The sequence below is a fragment of the Spiribacter sp. SSL99 genome (assembly GCF_009805925.1).
Classification (GTDB): Bacteria; Pseudomonadota; Gammaproteobacteria; order Nitrococcales; family Nitrococcaceae; genus Spiribacter; species Spiribacter roseus.
This window is the reverse complement of record NZ_MAOM01000016.1, coordinates 138,207-155,175: the sequence shown is the minus strand read 5'-3', so window position 1 is coordinate 155,175 and position 16,969 is coordinate 138,207. Positions and strand designations below refer to the sequence as shown.

The following is a 16,969-nucleotide window of genomic DNA, read 5'->3' as shown; positions in this document are numbered from 1 at the left end:
CTCAGCGCCCGCCCACCGTCTCGTCAGCCAGGCGCTGGGCCTCGGCCAGATCGATGCTGCCTTCATAGAGCGCCCGCCCCACGATGGCGCCAGTGATGCCCGAGTCGGCCACCCGGCAGAGCTCGCGCACATCATCCAGCCCGGTGACACCGCCCGAGGCGATCACCGGGATGTCGATGGCGCGGGCCAGCTCGGCGGTGGCCTCGACATTGCTGCCCCGCATCATGCCGTCGCGGCCGATGTCGGTGAATACGATGGAATCGACACCGGCGTCTTCAAAACGCCGCGCCAGATCGCTGGCGGTGAGGGTCGAGACGCTCTCCCAGCCGTCGGTGGCGACGCGGCCCTCGCGGGCGTCAAGGCCCACCATGATGCGGCCGGGAAACTCCAGGCAGGCATCGTCGACAAAACTTGGCGTGCGCACCGCCTGGGTGCCGATGATCACGTAGTCCACACCGACATCCAGATAGGTCTGAATGACCTCGAAGCTGCGCAGACCGCCGCCGACCTGCACCTCGATACCGGGATGGGCCTCGGCGATGCGGCCGATCAGGTCGGCATTGACGGGGAAACCGGCGAGCGCCCCGTCCAGATCCACCAGATGCAGGCGCCGGGCGCCGGCCTCGACCCAGCGGTCGGCCACCGCCAGCGGGTCGTCCGAGAAGACCGTCTCATCCACCATGCGCCCCTGGCGCAGGCGCACACACTTGCCATCCTTGAGATCAATGGCGGGTATCAGCTGCATGGTTCTCCATCCCAGGCAAGAAAGTTCTCGAGCAGCCGCAGGCCGGGGGCCTGGCTTTTCTCCGGGTGAAACTGGGTCGCGAAGACATTGTCGGCGCCGATCGCCGCGGCGAACGGCCCACCATAGTCGCTGCGCCCCTGGACGATGGATGCGTCCGCGGGCTCCACGTAGTAGCTGTGCACAAAATAAAAGCGCGTCCCCGAGTCGATGCCGGCGAACAGTGGATGCGGCCGGATCTGCTCCAGCCGGTTCCAGCCCATGTGCGGAATCTTGAGCTGCGGATCAGCGCCGGTCAGGTGCCGGAAATGCCGCACCGTGCCCGCGAAATGGCCCAGCGCCTCGACACCGTCGTTTTCCTCGCTGCGGCTCATCAGTGCCTGCATGCCCATGCAGATCCCCAGAAAAGGGCGATCGCGCATGACCCGTTCCAGCACGTCCACCAGCTCGTAGCGATGCAGCGCGCTCATGCAGTCACGCACCGCGCCCTGACCGGGAAACACCACCCGATCCGCCGCCTCGATGACGGCGGGGTCGTCACTGACCCGCACCTCGGCGGCGCCGACGTGGGTCAGCGCGCGCTCCACCGAGCGCAGGTTGCCCATGCCGTAGTCGATGATCGCGATCACAGCGCGCCCTTCGTCGATGGCAGCTCGTTGCCGGTGCGCGGATCACCGCTGCAGGCCATGCGCAGGGCCCGGCCGCCGGCCTTGAACAGGGTCTCGGCGACGTGGTGGGCGTTGTCCCCCTGCAGGCTGTCCATGTGCAGCGTCACCGCCGCCTGATTGGCGAAACCCTGCCAGAATTCGCGCACCAGCTCGGTGTCAAAATCACCGATCCGGGCGGTGGGGAACGTCACCCGGTAATACAGCCCCGGCCGGCCGGACAGGTCCACGACCACGCGGGAGAGTGCCTCGTCGAGGGGGCAGAAGGCATGGCCATAACGGACGATGCCGCGCTTTTCCCCGACGGCGGCGGCAAATGCCTGGCCCAGGGCGATGCCGACATCCTCGACGGTGTGATGGGCATCGATGTGCAGATCCCCGGCCGCACTCACCTCAAGATCGAACAGCCCGTGACGGGCCAGCTGGTCGAGCATGTGGTCGAAAAAGCCCACGCCGGTCCGGCGTGTGCCCGCTCCGGAGCCGTCCAGATCAAGACTGACCCGGATGCGCGTCTCGAGCGTATCGCGCTCGATGGTTGCCCTGCGTTCGCTCATGGGTGTGGCGCCTTGCAATGAATGCGGCGAAGGATAGCACGCCGCCGCGGTCACTTTGAGTCGGGCGGCACGCTCAGCCAGAAGGTCACCGGCCCGTCATTGCACAGGCTGACCTGCATGTCGGCACCGAAAACGCCGGCCTCCACCCGGGGATGCCGTCGACGGGCCTCGTCCACCAGCTGATCAAAGCGCTGCGCGGCGGTCGCCGGCGGTGCCGCTGCGGAAAACCCCGGCCGCGTGCCCTTACGGGTATCCGCCACCAGGGTGAACTGCGGGACCAGCAGCAGGCCGCCACCGGTGTCGGTCAGGCTGCGGTTCATGCGCTCGCTGGCATCCGCGAACACCCGATAGGCCAGCAGCCGCTCGATGAGGCGCGCGCCACCCGCCGGCGTATCGCCCTGCTCCACGCCCACCAGCACCAGCAGCCCCGCGTCGATGGCCGCCACCGTCGCGTCGTCGACCCGGACCTCGGCCCGGACGACGCGCTGGAGCAGGCCGATCACTGCCCGTCCAGGCGTTTGAGGCGGACCTCGAGCTCCTTGACGATCTGCATGTCGCCCCGTCGGCGCGCCGCCTCCAGACCGCTGCGGAAGGTCTCGGCGGCGGCCTCACGCTCGCCGGCCTTCAACTGCAGCCGCCCCAGCGCCCGCCAGGCGGCCGAGTAATCGGGATCGAATTCGATGGCGCGCCGCAGATGGGCCTGGGCCGCCTGCGTGTCACCCTCGCGGGCCAGCGCCTCGCCCAGGGTCAGGCGCGGCATGGCCCCGTCGCGCCCGCCGTCGATCATCTTTTTCAGTGCCTCGATATCCATACCGGGCAGGCTACCAAGCCGGGCGTCAACGCCGCCAGAATGCCGGCGTAAAAAGCACCAGCAGGGTGAAGATCTCGAGCCGGCCCATGATCATCGCCACACACATGACCAGCTTGGGCCCCGCCCCCACGCCAGCGAAATTGGCGGCGACGTCTCCCAGCGCCGGGCCCAGGTTGGCAAGCCCCGAGGCCACCGCCGAGAAGGCCGTGATCTGATCAAGCCCCATGGCCAGCATGAGCAGCATCAGCAGGACGAACAGCAGGACATAGGCGGCAAAGAACCCCCATACCGCGTCGATGACCCGCTCGCTGACCGGCCGGTCGCCGATCTTGACCGGGATCTGCGCCTGGGGGTGGATCAGGCGCAGGATCTCGCGCCCGCCCTGGCGCCAGAGCAGCAGGATGCGCATTACCTTGAGACCGCCCGAGGTGGAGTTGGCACAGCCGCCGACCACCGCCACGAACAGCAGCAGCACCGGCAGGAAGGCCGGCCAGACATAATACGAGGCCGTGGTATACCCGGTGGTGGTGGCGAACGAGACCACCTGAAAGATGGCGTGATGCCAGGTCTCGTCCAGCAGCAGGCTGTGCGCGGCCTGATAGATCAGCAGTCCGCCCAGCACCAGCACCGTCACCAGGGCCAGCACGGTCAGAAAGGTCACCAGCTCGGGGTCGCTGCGCCAGGGCTCGGTGCTGCGGCGCCGCCAGGCCATGAAATGCAGGGAGTAGTTGAGCGCCGAGATGATCATGAACACCACCGCGATCATCTCGATCAGGGCACTGTCGAAATAACCCATGCTGGCGTCGTGGGTCGAGAAGCCGCCGGTGGCGATGGTGGTGAAGGCATGCATCACCGCATCAAACGGCCCCATGCCGGCCGCCCAGTAGGCCAGGGCGCAGGCCACCGTCAGCCCCAGGTAGATGTACCACAGCGCCTTGGCGGTCTCGGCGATGCGCGGGGTCAGCTTGGCATCCTTGACCGGCCCCGGCAGCTCGGCGCGGTAGAGCTGCATGCCACCGATGCCCAGCATGGGCAGGATGGCCACGGCCAGCACGATGATCCCCATGCCGCCCAGCCACTGCAGCTGCTGGCGATAGTAGAGGATGGACACCGGCAGGACGTCGAGCCCGGTCAGCGCCGTGGCGCCGGTGGTGGTGAGCCCCGAGACGCTCTCGAACAGGGCGTCGACGAAGGCCAGCGGGACCACGGTCTGGAGCGCCAGTGGCAGCGAACCGGCGGCGCCCAGCACCACCCAGAACATCGCCACCACAAAGAACCCGTCGCGGATGCGCAGCTCGCGGCGCGACTGGCGGACCGGCAGCCAGAGCAGCCCGCCCACGGCCAGCAGCAGGCCGGAGGTCAGGAAGAACGCCTCGGCCACCCCGTCGGCCGCGATCACGCTCACCAGGGCGGGCGGCAGCATCGTCACGCTGAACACCATCAGCAGGACACCCAGCACGCGTTGGACGGCATCGGGATGCATGAGCTCTCGGGTCCCTAAAGAAAGGTCACGCCCACCGAGAAGAGCTTTTCGACGTCTCGCAGCCGGCTCTTGTCGACGAGGAACAGGATGACGTGGTCTTCGGGTTCGATCACCGTATCGTGATGCGCCATGACCACCTCTTCGCCGCGCACGATGGCGCCAATGGTGGTGCCCCGCGGCAGGCGGATCTGATCGATGCGGCGGCCCACCACTTCGGAGCTGCCGGCATCGCCGTGGGCGATCGCCTCGATCGCCTCGGCGGCCCCACGGCGCAGGCTGTGCACCGTGGCCACGTCACCGCGGCGGATATGCGCGAGCAGGCTGCCGATGGTCGCCTGCTGCGGCGAGATCGCCACATCGATGTCGTCGCTGGACTGGATCAGATCAACGTAGGCGGCGCGGTTGATCAGCGCCATGACCGTGCGCGCGCCGCGCCGCTTGGCCAGCATGGCCGCCAGGATATTGGCCTCGTCATCGTTGGTCAGGGCGCAGAATACGTCGGTGTTCTCGATGTTCTCCTCGAGCAGCAGGTCCTCGTCGGCGGCATCCCCACGCAGCACGATGGTCTTTTTGAGGGTATCGGCGATCGCCCGGCAGCGCTGCGGATTATGCTCGATGATCTTGACCTGGTAATGAGGCTCGAGGGACTGGGCAAGGCGCATGCCGATATTGCCGCCACCGGCCAGGGTGATGCGCTTGACCGGCTTGTCGAGCCGGCGCAGCTCGCTCATCACCGCGCGGATGTTCTTGCGGGCCGCCACGAAGAACACCTCGTCACCGGCCTCGATCACCGTCTCCCCCTCGGGGATGATGGCGCTGCCGCGGCGATAGATGGCCGCCACCCGGGTCTGCACGCCGGGGACGTGTTCGCGCAGGGTGCGCAGTTCCTGACCCACCAGCGGACCCCCGTAGTAGGCGCGCACACCCACCAGACGGACCCTGCCATCGGCAAAATCCATCACCTGCAGCGCGCCGGGATGCTCGATCAGCCGGCGCACGTACTGGGTGACCAGCTGCTCGGGGCTGATGAGCACATCGATGGGCAGGGCGTCGGGGGCAAAGATCTGCGGGTGCGAGAGATACTCCACGGCCCGTACCCGGGCGATCTTGCTGGGCGTGCGGAACAGCGTGGCGCAGATCTGGCAGGCCACCATGTTGGCCTCGTCCGAGTTGGTGACCGCGATCACCATGTCGGCGTCATCAACCCCGGCGCGCTCGAGTACCGCCGGGTAGGTGGCGTTGCCCGCGACCGTGCGCAGGTCCAGTCGATCCTGGAGTGCCTGCAGGATCTGGCCGTCGCGGTCGACCACGGTGATGTCGTTGTCTTCGCTGGTCAGGTTGGCGGCCACGGTACCGCCGACCTGGCCGGCTCCCAGGATGATGATCTTCATGCACGGCCTCCGCCGGATTCGCCGCCCTCGCGTGGGTCGATGCCCAGCGCGCGCAGCTTGCGATACAGATGCGTGCGCTCCATGCCCGCCAGACGCGCGAGCTGCGCGACACTGCCGTCGGCGCGCTGCAGCTGTCGCTGCAGGTAATCGCGCTCGAAGCGCTCACGGGCCTCGCGCAGCGGCAGCGCCAGCGCCTGCGGCCAGTCGCTGTCGCCACCGGCCGCGGCCGGGCGCTCACTGAGGGCGGCCTCGACCTCGCCGACCTCAATGTCGATGCCGTCACCCAGCACCAGCAGCCGCTGCACCAGGTTATGCAACTCCTGGACATTGCCGGGCCAGTGATGATTTCGCAGCCGGTTCTGGGCCGCCACCGTGAAGCGACGGTAACCGAGCTGTTCCCGCTCGACCAGCCGGTCGACCTGAAAGACCACCAGCTCGGGGATGTCCTCGGCATGCTCGCGCAGCGGCGGGACGGTCAGCGGAATCACACTCAGCGCATAGGCCAGATCCGGCCGGAACCGCCCGGCGTGGGCCTCGGCGGTCAGGTCGCGACGGCTGATGGCGATCATGCGCACATCCAGCGAAAGACGCTCCGAGCCGCCCACCCGCTGGAAACTGCCGGCATCAATGGCCGAGGCCAGCCGGGTCTGCGCCTCGGCGTCCAGGTCGGCGGCCCCGTCAAGGATCAACGTGCCCCCCGCCGCCGCTTCGAGGCGACCGGGGATGACCTGGTCGCCGCGCACCTGGCCGAACAGCTCGTGGGCCGCCGACTGCCCGGCGATGGTGCCGGCGGCCACCTCCACCAGCGGCCCCGCACGGCGCTCGCTTAGGCTGTGGATATAGCGCCCCAGGCATTTCCGGCCGCTGCCGGGCTCGCCACTGATCAGCACCCAGCTGTCGGTGCCGGCAAGCCGCTCGGCCTGCTCGCGCAGATCGCGCATGGCACTGCTGCGTCCCACCGGCTCAACCACCGCGGCGGGCGCCCCGGCGGGGGCGGCGACGGCATCGGGGGCGTTCAGCGCCTGCTCCACCGTCGCCAGCAGCTTGCCCATGGACAGCGGCTTTTCGACGAAATCCATGGCCCCGTGACGGGTGGCCTCAACGGCGGTTTCCACCGTGCCATGCCCCGAGATCATCACCACGGGGAACGGGCAGACACCGCCCTGCGCCCACTCCCTGAGCAGCGAAATCCCATCGTCGCCGGGCATCCAGATGTCCAGCAGCACCAGCTGCGGCGTCCGCTCCCGCAGGAGCGAGCGCGCCTGGTCGGCGCTTTCCGCCGTCGCCACCGCGTACCCCTCGTCCTCGAGGATCTCGCGGACCAGCTCACGGATGTCCGGCTCGTCGTCGACGACCAGCACATAAGCCTTGCTCATTCTCCTTTCTCCCCGGTCGGCAGGCGCACTGACAGGCGTGCGCCGCCCTCGACATTGCGGGCACTGATGCTGCCATTGTGCTCCTCGACGATCTTTTTCACGATCGCCAGGCCCAGTCCCGAGCCCCGCGGCTTGGTGCTGACATAGGGCTCGAAGAGCTGATCGAGCATGGCATCGGCAAACCCGGGCCCGTTGTCCTCGATGTCCAGTTCGACACAGCCGGCGTGACGGCCAGTGCCGCGACGGGTCGAGACCACGATCTCGCAGGCGCCGCCATCATCGGCCTCGAGGGCATTGCGGATGAGGTTGTTGAGCAGCTGACGCAGCCGGCCGGCATCGGCTTCCAGCCTCGGCAGGTGCTCATCCAGATCCGTGCGGATCGAGGCCTGCGCCGCCTGTCCGCGATAGAGTTCGGCCACCTCCTGCACCAGGGCGTTGAGGTCGACCCGCTGGAGCTCGAGCACCGGCGGTCGCGCATACTCGGAAAACGCCTGGACCATGTCTTTCATGGCCTCAACCTGATGGATGATGGTGTCGGTGGAGCGCTGCAGCAGGGCCGCTTCCTCACCGCTCACGCGGTTGCCCACCTTGTGCTGGAGGCGCTCGGCGGACAGCTGGATGGGCGTCAGCGGATTGCGGATCTCGTGGGCCAGCCGGCGGGCGACTTCACCCCAGGCCGCGTCGCGCTGGGCCTGGATGAGCGTGGTCACGTCATCAAAAACGATCACCTCGCCGCCGCCTTCGGCCCCGCCCGGCAGCATCGCCCCGCTGCAGATCAGCGATCGACGCCCCTCGCGGGTGTCCAGGCTGAGCTCGGCCCGCCATTCGCCCTCGGCCCCGTGCGGATGGGCTTCGATCTGCTCGACGAACGGACTGAAGTCGGGGAAGCGCTCGACAAGCGCCGAGAGCGGCTGCCCGGTGGCCTCGTGCAGCGGCACCGAGAGGATGTCCTCCGCCGCCTGGTTATAGGTGCGCAGGGTGCCGTCCCGGCCCAGCGCCAGCACCCCCGAGGACAGGCGCCCCAGCACGGTCTCGAGGTAGGCGCGCTGGGACTCGACCAGCGCCTGGCTCTGCCGCGCGGCATCGCGGACATCGGCCACCCGCCGGCTCATGTCATTGAACGAGCGCACCAGAAAGCCCAGCTCGTCGTTGCCCGCCGGAGGCAGCTGGGTCCCGTACTCGCCGGCGGCCATCGCCCGGGTGCCTTCGGCCAGACGACTGACCGGCGCGACCAGTCGCCGGGCCAGATAAAAGGCCGACCAGACGGCGAACAGCAGCGAGACCAGCAGCACCAGCGACAGCGTCAGAATGAAACTGTCCTTGAGCGGTCCGCGCAGATAGGCGAGCTCGCGATACTCGCTGAAAGCGGTTTCCACCTCGTCGGCCAGGTCATTGATGCGCGGCGAGACCTGGAAAAGCCCCTGCAGGATGCGCGTATTGCCCGGTCCGTCCGGGCCCGGCGCACGCACCAGTGCGCGGATGTGCAGCCCGGCGTTCTCGATGGGATCAAGCCCCACATAGGGCCGGCCCTGGCGCAGCTGCAGGAGAATGCTCTCCTCGGGACGGTGGGGCAGGATGCTGTCGGTATCCATGCTGCTGGCGGCGATGATGCGCCCGTTCTCGCCGATCAGTGTCAGCTCCGAGGCGCCGGTGCGGGCGCGCAGGTCGCCCAGGGTGATGGGCGCCATGTCCGAGCTGACATCGGCCAGATCCCGGGCGGCCTCTTCAAGGCGCTGCTGCATGTCACGCATGCGCTGATCCAGCGACGCCTGGGAAAGCGCCAGTGCGTCCTCGAGGGCGTTCTCGACGCGCACGTCAAACCAGCTGTCCACGCCGCGCTGCAGGAACTGCATCGAAAACCCGTAGACCACCAGCCCGGGCAGCACCGCCAGGACCACGAACAGCGCCATCAGCCGCAGGGTCAGGCGACTGCCGGTTTCCCGCGCCCGGAATGAGCGCACCAGCCGCTGCAGGTTGTTGATGATCAGCCCCGAGAGGACCACCAGCACCACGCCGTTGATCAGCAGCAGCCACAGGTACAGGCGCCCGAAGCGCGAGGAGTTCTCGGTCGCGGCGCTGAGCAGGTACAGCGACAGGATCAGCAGCACGCTGAGCAGGATGCGGACAATGGCCTGCCGCGGCAGCCCGCTCATGGCCGCACCTCAAGCGTCGCCGGCTCACTGCGCAGCTGCCAGTCATCGCTGGCCCAGGCCACCGTGCGCAGCAGCCGCGGCAGCGCCTCCACATCGAGCTCGGTCTCGAAGCGCAGTCGATAGGTCTGCTGGTCATCGAGGCGGTCGCGACCGATCACCGGCCAGGCCTCGATGGTGCCGAGCCGCGTCAGCAGCGCGTCGAGGCTGCGATAGCTGCGGCTCTCACCGCTGGCAAGGCGGTTGAGCACATAGCGACGGCTCATGGCGTGGTAGGCAAGCCGGTAGCGGCGCTGCTGGCTGACCACCTCCACGTCGCGCCACCACCAGCGCGGCCGCTCCAGGCTGAGCCGCTGGCTGATCACCAGATCGACGCCATTCTCCAGCGCCTCGGTCGCCGTCGCCGTCAGGGAATAGTCAATGCGCCCGTCCACCACCAGCAGCCCGTTGTCAAAGCGCTGCTCGAGGGCGGCGACACTGAAGCCCGCCGCCGGTGGGCTATTGCCGGCCACGGCCAGACACAGCAGCGCCGCCAGCGCCGCGATGCGGGGGTTAGCGCTTGTCCAGACAGGCATAGTAGAAGCCATCGACGCCGGCCTCGCCAGTCAGGATCTGATGTCCGTGGCCCACCGGTCGACCCACCGGCAGTACCGGTGGGACCACAGTGACATCATCCTGATCCGCGACGAAGGCCTCGACCACCGCTTCATTCTCGGCGCGCAGCACCGAGCAGGTGCAGTAGACCAGGCGGCCACCCGGCGCCACGCGCGGCCAGAGGGTGTCCAGCAGCGCGCGCTGACGCACGGCCAGATGCGCGATGTCGGCCTCGCGCCGCAGCCATTTGATGTCGGGATGCCGGCGGATGACGCCGGTGCCCGAACAGGGCGCATCAATGAGGATGCGATCGAAGCGCTCAGCCGCCGGCCACTGGCCGGGGTCCGAGGCATCCGCCACCCGCACCTCGGCACTCAGGCCAAGGCGGTCAAGGGTTTCGGTGACCCGCTGCAGGCGCTCGCCATCACTGTCCACCGCCAGCAGTGATGCCGCCGCGCGCTCGAGCACGTGGGCCGCCTTGCCGCCGGGTGCGGCGCAGGCATCGAGCACCCGATCGCCATCCGCGGCCCCCAGCAACGGCGCGGCCCACTGGGCCACGGCGTCCTGCACCGAGCAGTCGCCCTCGGCAAAGCCCGGCAGCGCGCTGACCGCCACCGCGTGATCGAGCACCAGGGCATCCTCGAAGCCGTCCAGGGGACGGGCGCCGATGCCCTCGGCGGCAAGCCGTCCGCGATAGGCCTCGCGGCTGCTGCGGCGCTGATTGACCCGCAGCGTCATGGGCGCCCGGGTATTCTGCGCCGCCAGCAGCGCCGGCCAGTCGTCGGGCCAGTCCCGGCGCAGGCGGGCCAGCAGCCAGTCCGGCACTGAAGCGCTGCGGCCGGGATCGGCGTCCACCGCCTGCAGGCAGGCCGCGCTGTCGCGCTGGAAACGTCGCAGGACGGCGTTGATCAGCTTCGCGGCCCAGGGCTTGCCGCGCCGCCGGGCCTCCGCGACGGTTTCCGAGACCGCCGCGTGGGCCGGCATGTCCATTTCGGTGAGCTGGAAAAAGCCGACCTCAAGGAGCAGCGCCATGTCCTGATCCCGCGACTTGAGCCGGCTGCGCAGAAAGTGATCCCGAATGGCACCCAGTCGGCGGTGATGCCGCAGCACCCCGTAGGCGATCGCCCGGCACAACGCGACATCCCGGGGATCATCGCCGCCCGGACCGTGCTCGGTCAGGGCGCGATCCAGCGACCGGCCCCGGCCGAGCACCGCCAGCAGGACCTCGACGGCGGCCCCGCGCGGATCAGTGGAGGGTTTCGCCGACATGCACTGGGTGCCCCCGAAGGAATTCCGCCACTGGCTGAGCCCGGCCACCGGCCGCCTGCACCCGCTGCAGCCGCAGCAGGCCCTCGCCGGTCTGCACATCGATCCCGTCGGCGCCGACGGCGACAATGGTGCCGGGCGCGGCTGTCGCCCCATCGCCCGGCAGCGCCACTGCCTGCCAGACCCGCAGCCGGGCATCGCCCCAGGCGCAGCGGGCCACCGGCCAGGCATTGAACGCCCGCACCCGGCGGGCCGTCTCGAGCGCCGGGCGCTGCCAGTCGATCCAGGCCTCGTCGGCGCTGATCCGGGCGGCGTATGTCACGCCATCCTCCGGCTGCGGATGGGCGGGTCGACGGCCATCCAGCCAGTCATCCAGACACTCCAGAAGCAGCTGCGCCCCCAGATCGGCCAGCCGGTCGTGCAACTGCGCGGCGTTGTCGTCCGCGGTGATGGGCGTCGACCGCGCCGCGATCACCGGCCCGGTATCCAGGCCCGCCGCCATCTCCATCAGGCAGACGCCGGTTTCCGGGTCGCCGGCCTCGATGGCCCGCTGGATGGGCGCCGCCCCCCGCCAGCGCGGCAGCAGCGAGGCATGGACGTTCACACAGCCATTGGTCGGGATGTTCAGCACGGAAGTCGGCAGGATCAGGCCATAGGCCGCCACGATCAAGACATCGGGCTGGTAGTGGGCGAGCCGGGCCCGGGCGTCGGCGTTGTCCAGGCGTTCCGGCTGCTCAACGCTCAGACCGTGCTCGAGGGCGGCCGTCTTGACGGCTGAGGGTCGCGGCCGGCGCCCGCGGCCGGCCGGCCGGTCGGGCTGGGTATAGACCGCGGCGATGGGATAACCCGCCGCCACCAGCGCCTCGAGGGCGGGCACGGCAAAGTCGGGCGTCCCCGCATAGACAATGCGGGGCGATGTCATTTCGTCGGCGCCGATCAGACCGATCCCGTCCGGGCCGACGCATCACCGCGCTGCCGGGCGGCCTTTTCAAACCGCCGGCGCAGGCGCTTGCGCTTGAGCTCGGAGAGGTGATCGATGAAAAGCCGGCCATCAATGTGGTCGATCTCGTGCTGCAGGCAGCGCGCCATCATGCCTTCGGCCTGACACTCGAAGGCCTCGCCGTCCAGCCCCAGGGCGCGCACGGTCACCGCCTCGACCCGTTCGACGTTGTCGGTGTAGCCGGCGATGGACAGACAGCCCTCTTCGACGACATCGCGGGTCTCGCCGCGCGCGGTGATCTCGGGGTTGATGAACACCTGCGGCGCGTCGCCGTTTTCACTGACATCGACCACGACGACGCGCTGGTGGACGTTGATCTGCGTGGCCGCCAGACCAATCCCGGCGGCGTCGTACATGGTCTCGATCATATCGCGCACCAGGGCATGCACCTCGGCGTCGATCCGCTCGACCGGCGCGGCCCGGCGGCGCAGCCTTTCATCGGGGTACTGGAGGATTTCGCGTATGGCCATGAGACTATCCGTTTGAAGCACTACCGCTCAGTGTAGCGAACCGCCGCCGCCTGCGACCAGTCAGACACGGGGCGACAAGGAGACATCATGCCTGCGTGGAGCCCGCGCGTCCTGCTTGCCACCACTGCCCTGCTCACCGCGCTGCCGGTGCCGGCCTCGCCACCGGCCCTGTTCCCGTCCAGCGAAGCGCTGCCGCGGGTGGTGCTGGGCGAGGAGGGACGACGCCTGAACGCCGCCGGTGACCGGGTCTATGCCGAAGGGCTGAGCGGTCGGGCCGCCCGACATTACTATCTGCTCCGGCCGGGCCCGGCCATCACCGGCCACAGCGGCGAGCGCCTCGGCCGCAGCACCATCGCCCTGGGCAAAGCGACGCTGATCAGCCGGGGGCAGCCGGCGCTGCTGCGCATCCTGCAGGCCCGCCGCGAAATCCGCCCCGGCGACTATCTCCTTGCCATCAATCCCGAGCGGAGCGATGCCGATGGCTGACCGCGCGCTCGAGGCCTGGCTGTGGCTGGCGCGTCTGCCGGGCGTCGGCCCGCGGACCAGCACCCTGATCATCGAGGCTTATGGCCATCCCGAGGCCTTTCGGGCCGCCTCCGAGGCGGATCGCGCCGCGCATGGACTGCCGCGCGCCGCCGTGCGCGCGCCCCATGACTTAGCCAGCCTGCAGCCGGGCATCGATGCCGACCTGCGCTGGGCCGAGGCCGGGGACCGGCATCTGATCGCCCGCGATGATGCGCGCTACCCGACGCTGCTGACCCGCATCGGCGATCCACCACCGATGCTCTACCTGCGTGGCGATCCCGACGCCCTGAACGAGCCGCAGGTCGCCATGGTCGGCGCACGCAATGCCTCGGAAAACGCCATTCACATCGCCGAGGAGTTCGCCGCCTATCTGGCCGCCACCGGCCTGACCGTCACCAGCGGCCTGGCGCTGGGGATCGACAGCGCGGCCCACGAGGGGGCGCTGGCGGTGCAGGGGCGCACCGTGGCGGTCATGGCCACCGGCCCGGACCGGCTCTATCCGCGTGATAACGAGGCACTGGCCGATCAGATCGCCGACAACGGCGCGCTGGTCACCGAAATGCCCACCGGCACGCCGGTCAGCCGCGGCCTGTTCCCGCGCCGCAACCGCCTGATCGCCGGGCTGTCGGTGGGCACGCTGGTGGTCGAGGCGGGCCGTCACAGCGGCTCGTTGGAAACCGCCTACCGGGCGATCGAGGCCGGTCGCGAGGCCATGGCCATCCCCGGCTCCATCCACAACCCGCGGGTCAAGGGCTGCCACGCGCTGATCCGCAACGGGGCGCGGCTGGTGGAATCGGCGCGGCAGGTCATCGAGGAGATCGGCCACGCCATCGACGGGCCGGCACCCAGCGCGCCGCCGGCCGATCCGACGGCTGACCAGCCCGACTGGACGGCCCTGGACGCCCGCGAAATCGCGGTGCTCGAGGCCATGGATCATGACCCCATCGCCTTCGACACCCTGCTCCAGCGGGCTTCATTGACGCCCGATATCCTTTCATCCATTCTCCTGAAGCTCGAACTCTCGGGCGACGTTGCGCCCTGCAGTAGCGGTTATTACATGCGAACCAGCAATCGAGCGGGCGGATGAAAGAAAACGTCTTCGAGATCCTGATGTACCTGTTTGAGCATTATTTTCAGGACGCCGTCGACCTCGACCCCAACCGGACCCAGATCGAGTCGGACCTGCGGGAAGCGGGCTTTTCCGATCCGCAGATTTTCAAGGCACTGGCATGGATCGACGCGCTGGCCGAAACCCGTGATCTGCCGGTTTCAGCGCACGGACCGGCGGCGATGCGGATCTACACGCCGGCCGAGGCGGCCCGGCTCGATGTCGAGTGCCGCGGTTTTCTGCTATTCCTCGAACAGGCCGGGATTCTCACGGCGGGCAGCCGCGAGCTGGTCATCGATCGCCTCATGGATCTCGACGACGACCCCATCGGACTTGATGAGCTCAAGTGGGTGGTCCTCATGGTCCTGTTCAGCCAACCGGGTCAGGAAGAGGCCTGCGCCTCCATGGAGAGCCTGCTTTTTGAACCTCCCTACCCCACGAAACACTAAGCATTCATGTCGCATTCACTGGTAATCGTCGAATCGCCGGCCAAGGCGGGCACCATCAAGAAGTACCTGGGCAAGGACTTCGAGGTGATGGCGTCGTACGGTCATGTCCGTGACCTGATCGCCAAGGAGGGTGCCGTCGATCCGGCGCAGGACTTTGCGATGCACTACAGCGTGGTGGAGCGCAACGCCAAACAGGTCGATGCCATCGCCAAGGCCACCCGCAAGGCCGATGCGGTCTATCTGGCCACTGACCCCGACCGCGAGGGCGAGGCCATTTCCTGGCACCTGCTCGAACTGCTGCGCGAGCGCGGCGTGGTCGATGACAAACCGGTCCACCGGGTGGTCTTCTACGAAATCACCCGCGATGCGATCCGCGAGGCCATCCAGCATCCCCGCGGGCTGTCCGATCACCTGGTGGATGCCCAGCAGGCACGCCGGGCGCTGGACTACCTGGTCGGGTTCAACCTCTCGCCGCTGCTCTGGCGCAAGATCACCAGCGGCCTGTCCGCCGGGCGCGTGCAGTCGCCGGCGCTGCGCATGATCGTCGAGCGCGAAAAAGAGATCGAGGCGTTCGTCCCCCAGGAGTACTGGAGCGTCGAGGCCGATCTGGTGCAGGCTGAGACGCCATTTGTCGGGCGTCTGCAGCAGCTCGATGGCGGCAAGGTCGAGCAGTTCACCATCAACAATGCCGAAACCGCCGAAGACGCCTCGCGGCGCATCCTCGCGGCCGCCGGCGCCGAGCACGGCGAAGGCGAACTGAGCGTCACCCGGGTCGAGAAAAAGCAGCGCCGGCGCAACCCCGCCGCGCCGTTCATCACCTCCACCCTGCAGCAGGAGGCATCGCGCAAGCTGCGCTTTTCCGCGCAGCAGACCATGCGCATCGCCCAGCAGCTCTACGAGGGTGTGGATACCGGCAGCGGCACGGTGGGCCTGATCACCTACATGCGCACCGACTCGGTCAACCTCTCGCAGGAGGCCATCCACAGCCTGCGCGAGGTGATCGAAAAGCGCTTCGGCGCCGCCAAGCTGCCGGCCAAGCCCAACCAGTACCGCACCCGCGCCAAGAACGCCCAGGAAGCGCATGAAGGCATCCGGCCGACGGATGCCAGCCGGGTGCCGGAATCGCTCAAGGGATACCTCAGCGACGACCAGTACCGGCTTTATGACCTGATCTGGAAGCGCACCGTGGCCTGCCAGATGATCCACGCCACCATCGACACGGTGTCGGTGGATCTGGCCGCCGGCGACGTGGCGAGCTTCCGGGCGACGGGCTCGACGGTGCGCGACCCCGGCTTCATGGCGGTGTACCAGGAGGGTGCGGACGACCCGGGGGCCGATGCCAACGACCGCATCCTGCCGCCGCTTGCCGAAGGCGAGCGGATCCCGCTGACTGGCCTGCGGCCGGAACAGCACTTCACCGAGCCGCCGCCGCGCTACTCCGAGGCCACGCTGGTGCGCACCCTCGAGGAATACGGCATCGGCCGGCCGTCGACGTATGCCGCGATCATTGCCACGCTGCAGGCACGTAACTACGTGACCCTGGAGAACCGGCGTTTCAAGCCCACCGACACCGGTCGGGTGGTCACCAAGTTCCTGACCGAGCATTTCGATCGCTACGTCGATTACGAATTCACCGCCCGTCTCGAGGACCGGCTGGATGCGATCTCGCGGGGTGAGACCGACTGGGTGCCGGTGCTGCGCCAGTTCTGGGATCCCTTCCACGAGCGCATCGAGGAAAAACAGCAGGTCTCACGCAGCGAAGTAATGAAGGCCCGTGAGCTGGGCACCGACCCGCAGAGTGGCCGTCCGGTCTCGGCGCGGCTCGGCCGCTACGGACCCTTCGTCCAGATCGGCACCCGCGAGGACGAGGAAAAGCCGCGTTTCGCCAGCCTGCGCCCCGGGCAGAGCATCGACACCATCGGCCTCGACGAGGCGCTGGCCCTGTTCACGCTGCCCCGCGACCTCGGCGAGACGCCGGATGGCCTGCCGCTGAGCGCCAACATCGGCCGCTTCGGCCCCTATGTCCGCTTTGGTGATCAGTTCGCGTCCCTGAAAAAGGACGATGATCCCTACACCATCGACCGTGAACGCGCCCTGGAGCTGGTCGAGGAGAAAAAGGAAAACATCGCCCGGCGCACCATCCAGAGTTTTGACGACGGCGCACTGACCGTCATGAAAGGCCGCTTCGGGCCCTACATCACCGACGGTCGCAAGCGGGCGCGGGTCCCCAAGGACCGCGAGGCCGAATCGCTGACCCGGGACGAGTGCCAGGCATTGATTGACGAGGCGCCCGAGCCCAAGGGTCGTGGCGGGGGCCGCAAGAAGTCCGCCAGTGGCACCGGCAAGGGTCGCACCAGCCGCAAGAAGCAGTCCTCGGGCAGCTGA

General features: G+C 68.5%; 17 protein-coding genes. 4 read left to right on the top strand and 13 right to left on the bottom strand.

Going from position 1 to position 16,969, the window contains the following annotated elements:
- Position 1: 1 nt before the first annotated feature.
- The 13 genes from hisA to def are packed head-to-tail and all read right to left on the bottom strand — an operon-like array spanning position 2 to position 12,502.
- Positions 2-745 carry a 1-(5-phosphoribosyl)-5-[(5-phosphoribosylamino)methylideneamino]imidazole-4-carboxamide isomerase gene (hisA, locus tag BA899_RS05515; protein WP_110882254.1) on the bottom strand — a complete coding sequence of 248 codons (744 nt, stop codon included), beginning with the start codon at positions 743-745 and terminating at the stop codon, positions 2-4.
- Positions 736-1,371, bottom strand: coding sequence for an imidazole glycerol phosphate synthase subunit HisH (gene hisH, locus BA899_RS05510; protein ID WP_370456318.1), 636 nt, complete (start codon positions 1,369-1,371; stop codon positions 736-738). Before hisH ends, hisA begins: the two co-directional genes overlap by 10 nt.
- Positions 1,368-1,961 (bottom strand): imidazoleglycerol-phosphate dehydratase HisB, encoded by a 594-nt coding sequence (hisB, locus tag BA899_RS05505; RefSeq protein ID WP_159300006.1) that lies wholly within the window; start codon positions 1,959-1,961, stop codon positions 1,368-1,370. Before hisB ends, hisH begins: the two co-directional genes overlap by 4 nt.
- Positions 1,962-2,011: 50 nt before the next feature.
- Complete coding sequence (gene dtd / locus BA899_RS05500) at positions 2,012-2,464, bottom strand: D-aminoacyl-tRNA deacylase (protein WP_159300005.1); 453 nt, start codon at positions 2,462-2,464, stop codon at positions 2,012-2,014.
- Entirely contained in the window at positions 2,461-2,772 is a 312-nt protein-coding gene (locus BA899_RS05495; protein WP_110882251.1) for a tetratricopeptide repeat protein, read from the bottom strand. Before BA899_RS05495 ends, dtd begins: the two co-directional genes overlap by 4 nt.
- Positions 2,773-2,797: 25 nt before the next feature.
- Positions 2,798-4,255 (bottom strand): TrkH family potassium uptake protein, encoded by a 1,458-nt coding sequence (locus BA899_RS05490; protein ID WP_159300004.1) that lies wholly within the window; start codon positions 4,253-4,255, stop codon positions 2,798-2,800.
- Positions 4,256-4,269: 14 nt separating this feature from the next.
- On the bottom strand, positions 4,270-5,646 hold the full coding sequence (gene trkA / locus BA899_RS05485) for a Trk system potassium transporter TrkA (protein ID WP_144346915.1): 1,377 nt from the start codon (positions 5,644-5,646) through the stop codon (positions 4,270-4,272).
- The gene (locus tag BA899_RS05480) at positions 5,643-7,022 is read right to left on the bottom strand and encodes a sigma-54 dependent transcriptional regulator (protein ID WP_144346914.1); all 1,380 of its coding nucleotides are present in this window, start codon (positions 7,020-7,022) and stop codon (positions 5,643-5,645) included. The genes trkA and BA899_RS05480 overlap by 4 nt, the downstream gene beginning before the upstream one ends.
- Positions 7,019-9,175: an ATP-binding protein gene (locus BA899_RS05475; protein WP_159300003.1), complete on the bottom strand. Its 2,157-nt coding sequence runs from the start codon at positions 9,173-9,175 to the stop codon at positions 7,019-7,021. Before BA899_RS05475 ends, BA899_RS05480 begins: the two co-directional genes overlap by 4 nt.
- Positions 9,172-9,747 (bottom strand): DUF4390 domain-containing protein, encoded by a 576-nt coding sequence (locus BA899_RS05470; protein WP_159300002.1) that lies wholly within the window; start codon positions 9,745-9,747, stop codon positions 9,172-9,174. Before BA899_RS05470 ends, BA899_RS05475 begins: the two co-directional genes overlap by 4 nt.
- A complete protein-coding gene (rsmB, locus tag BA899_RS05465; protein WP_159300001.1) occupies positions 9,725-11,035 on the bottom strand; it encodes a 16S rRNA (cytosine(967)-C(5))-methyltransferase RsmB in 1,311 nt (436 codons plus the stop codon). Before rsmB ends, BA899_RS05470 begins: the two co-directional genes overlap by 23 nt.
- Positions 11,013-11,954 carry a methionyl-tRNA formyltransferase gene (gene fmt / locus BA899_RS05460; protein WP_200833069.1) on the bottom strand — a complete coding sequence of 314 codons (942 nt, stop codon included), beginning with the start codon at positions 11,952-11,954 and terminating at the stop codon, positions 11,013-11,015. Before fmt ends, rsmB begins: the two co-directional genes overlap by 23 nt.
- Before the next feature lie 14 nt (positions 11,955-11,968).
- A complete protein-coding gene (gene def, locus BA899_RS05455) occupies positions 11,969-12,502 on the bottom strand; it encodes a peptide deformylase (protein ID WP_159300000.1) in 534 nt (177 codons plus the stop codon).
- Between the two features lie 87 nt (positions 12,503-12,589).
- Between def and BA899_RS05450 the strand changes: the two genes are divergently transcribed.
- From BA899_RS05450 to BA899_RS05435, 4 genes are read left to right on the top strand one after another with little or no spacing between them, the layout of a single operon-like run.
- Positions 12,590-12,988 (top strand): hypothetical protein, encoded by a 399-nt coding sequence (locus tag BA899_RS05450; protein WP_110882242.1) that lies wholly within the window; start codon positions 12,590-12,592, stop codon positions 12,986-12,988.
- On the top strand, positions 12,981-14,114 hold the full coding sequence (gene dprA / locus BA899_RS05445; protein ID WP_159299999.1) for a DNA-processing protein DprA: 1,134 nt from the start codon (positions 12,981-12,983) through the stop codon (positions 14,112-14,114). Before BA899_RS05450 ends, dprA begins: the two co-directional genes overlap by 8 nt.
- Positions 14,111-14,584 carry a DUF494 family protein gene (locus BA899_RS05440; protein ID WP_110882241.1) on the top strand — a complete coding sequence of 158 codons (474 nt, stop codon included), beginning with the start codon at positions 14,111-14,113 and terminating at the stop codon, positions 14,582-14,584. Before dprA ends, BA899_RS05440 begins: the two co-directional genes overlap by 4 nt.
- A gap of 6 nt (positions 14,585-14,590) precedes the next feature.
- Positions 14,591-16,969, top strand: coding sequence for a DNA topoisomerase I (locus BA899_RS05435; protein WP_159299998.1), 2,379 nt, complete (start codon positions 14,591-14,593; stop codon positions 16,967-16,969).

What these genes read in the sequence shown, in the direction of transcription:
- hisA (WP_110882254.1), bottom strand. Translation starts at nt 745, where the DNA reads ATGCAGCTGATACCCGCCATTGATCTCAAGGATGGCAAGTGTGTGCGC.
- hisB (WP_159300006.1), bottom strand. Translation starts at nt 1,961, where the DNA reads ATGAGCGAACGCAGGGCAACCATCGAGCGCGATACGCTCGAGACGCGC.
- BA899_RS05495 (WP_110882251.1), bottom strand. Translation starts at nt 2,772, where the DNA reads ATGGATATCGAGGCACTGAAAAAGATGATCGACGGCGGGCGCGACGGG.
- BA899_RS05490 (WP_159300004.1), bottom strand. Translation starts at nt 4,255, where the DNA reads ATGCATCCCGATGCCGTCCAACGCGTGCTGGGTGTCCTGCTGATGGTG.
- trkA (WP_144346915.1), bottom strand. Translation starts at nt 5,646, where the DNA reads ATGAAGATCATCATCCTGGGAGCCGGCCAGGTCGGCGGTACCGTGGCC.
- BA899_RS05480 (WP_144346914.1), bottom strand. Translation starts at nt 7,022, where the DNA reads ATGAGCAAGGCTTATGTGCTGGTCGTCGACGACGAGCCGGACATCCGT.
- BA899_RS05475 (WP_159300003.1), bottom strand. Translation starts at nt 9,175, where the DNA reads ATGAGCGGGCTGCCGCGGCAGGCCATTGTCCGCATCCTGCTCAGCGTG.
- BA899_RS05470 (WP_159300002.1), bottom strand. Translation starts at nt 9,747, where the DNA reads ATGCCTGTCTGGACAAGCGCTAACCCCCGCATCGCGGCGCTGGCGGCG.
- rsmB (WP_159300001.1), bottom strand. Translation starts at nt 11,035, where the DNA reads ATGTCGGCGAAACCCTCCACTGATCCGCGCGGGGCCGCCGTCGAGGTC.
- fmt (WP_200833069.1), bottom strand. Translation starts at nt 11,954, where the DNA reads ATGACATCGCCCCGCATTGTCTATGCGGGGACGCCCGACTTTGCCGTG.
- def (WP_159300000.1), bottom strand. Translation starts at nt 12,502, where the DNA reads ATGGCCATACGCGAAATCCTCCAGTACCCCGATGAAAGGCTGCGCCGC.
- BA899_RS05450 (WP_110882242.1), top strand. Translation starts at nt 12,590, where the DNA reads ATGCCTGCGTGGAGCCCGCGCGTCCTGCTTGCCACCACTGCCCTGCTC.
- dprA (WP_159299999.1), top strand. Translation starts at nt 12,981, where the DNA reads ATGGCTGACCGCGCGCTCGAGGCCTGGCTGTGGCTGGCGCGTCTGCCG.
- BA899_RS05440 (WP_110882241.1), top strand. Translation starts at nt 14,111, where the DNA reads ATGAAAGAAAACGTCTTCGAGATCCTGATGTACCTGTTTGAGCATTAT.
- BA899_RS05435 (WP_159299998.1), top strand. Translation starts at nt 14,591, where the DNA reads ATGTCGCATTCACTGGTAATCGTCGAATCGCCGGCCAAGGCGGGCACC.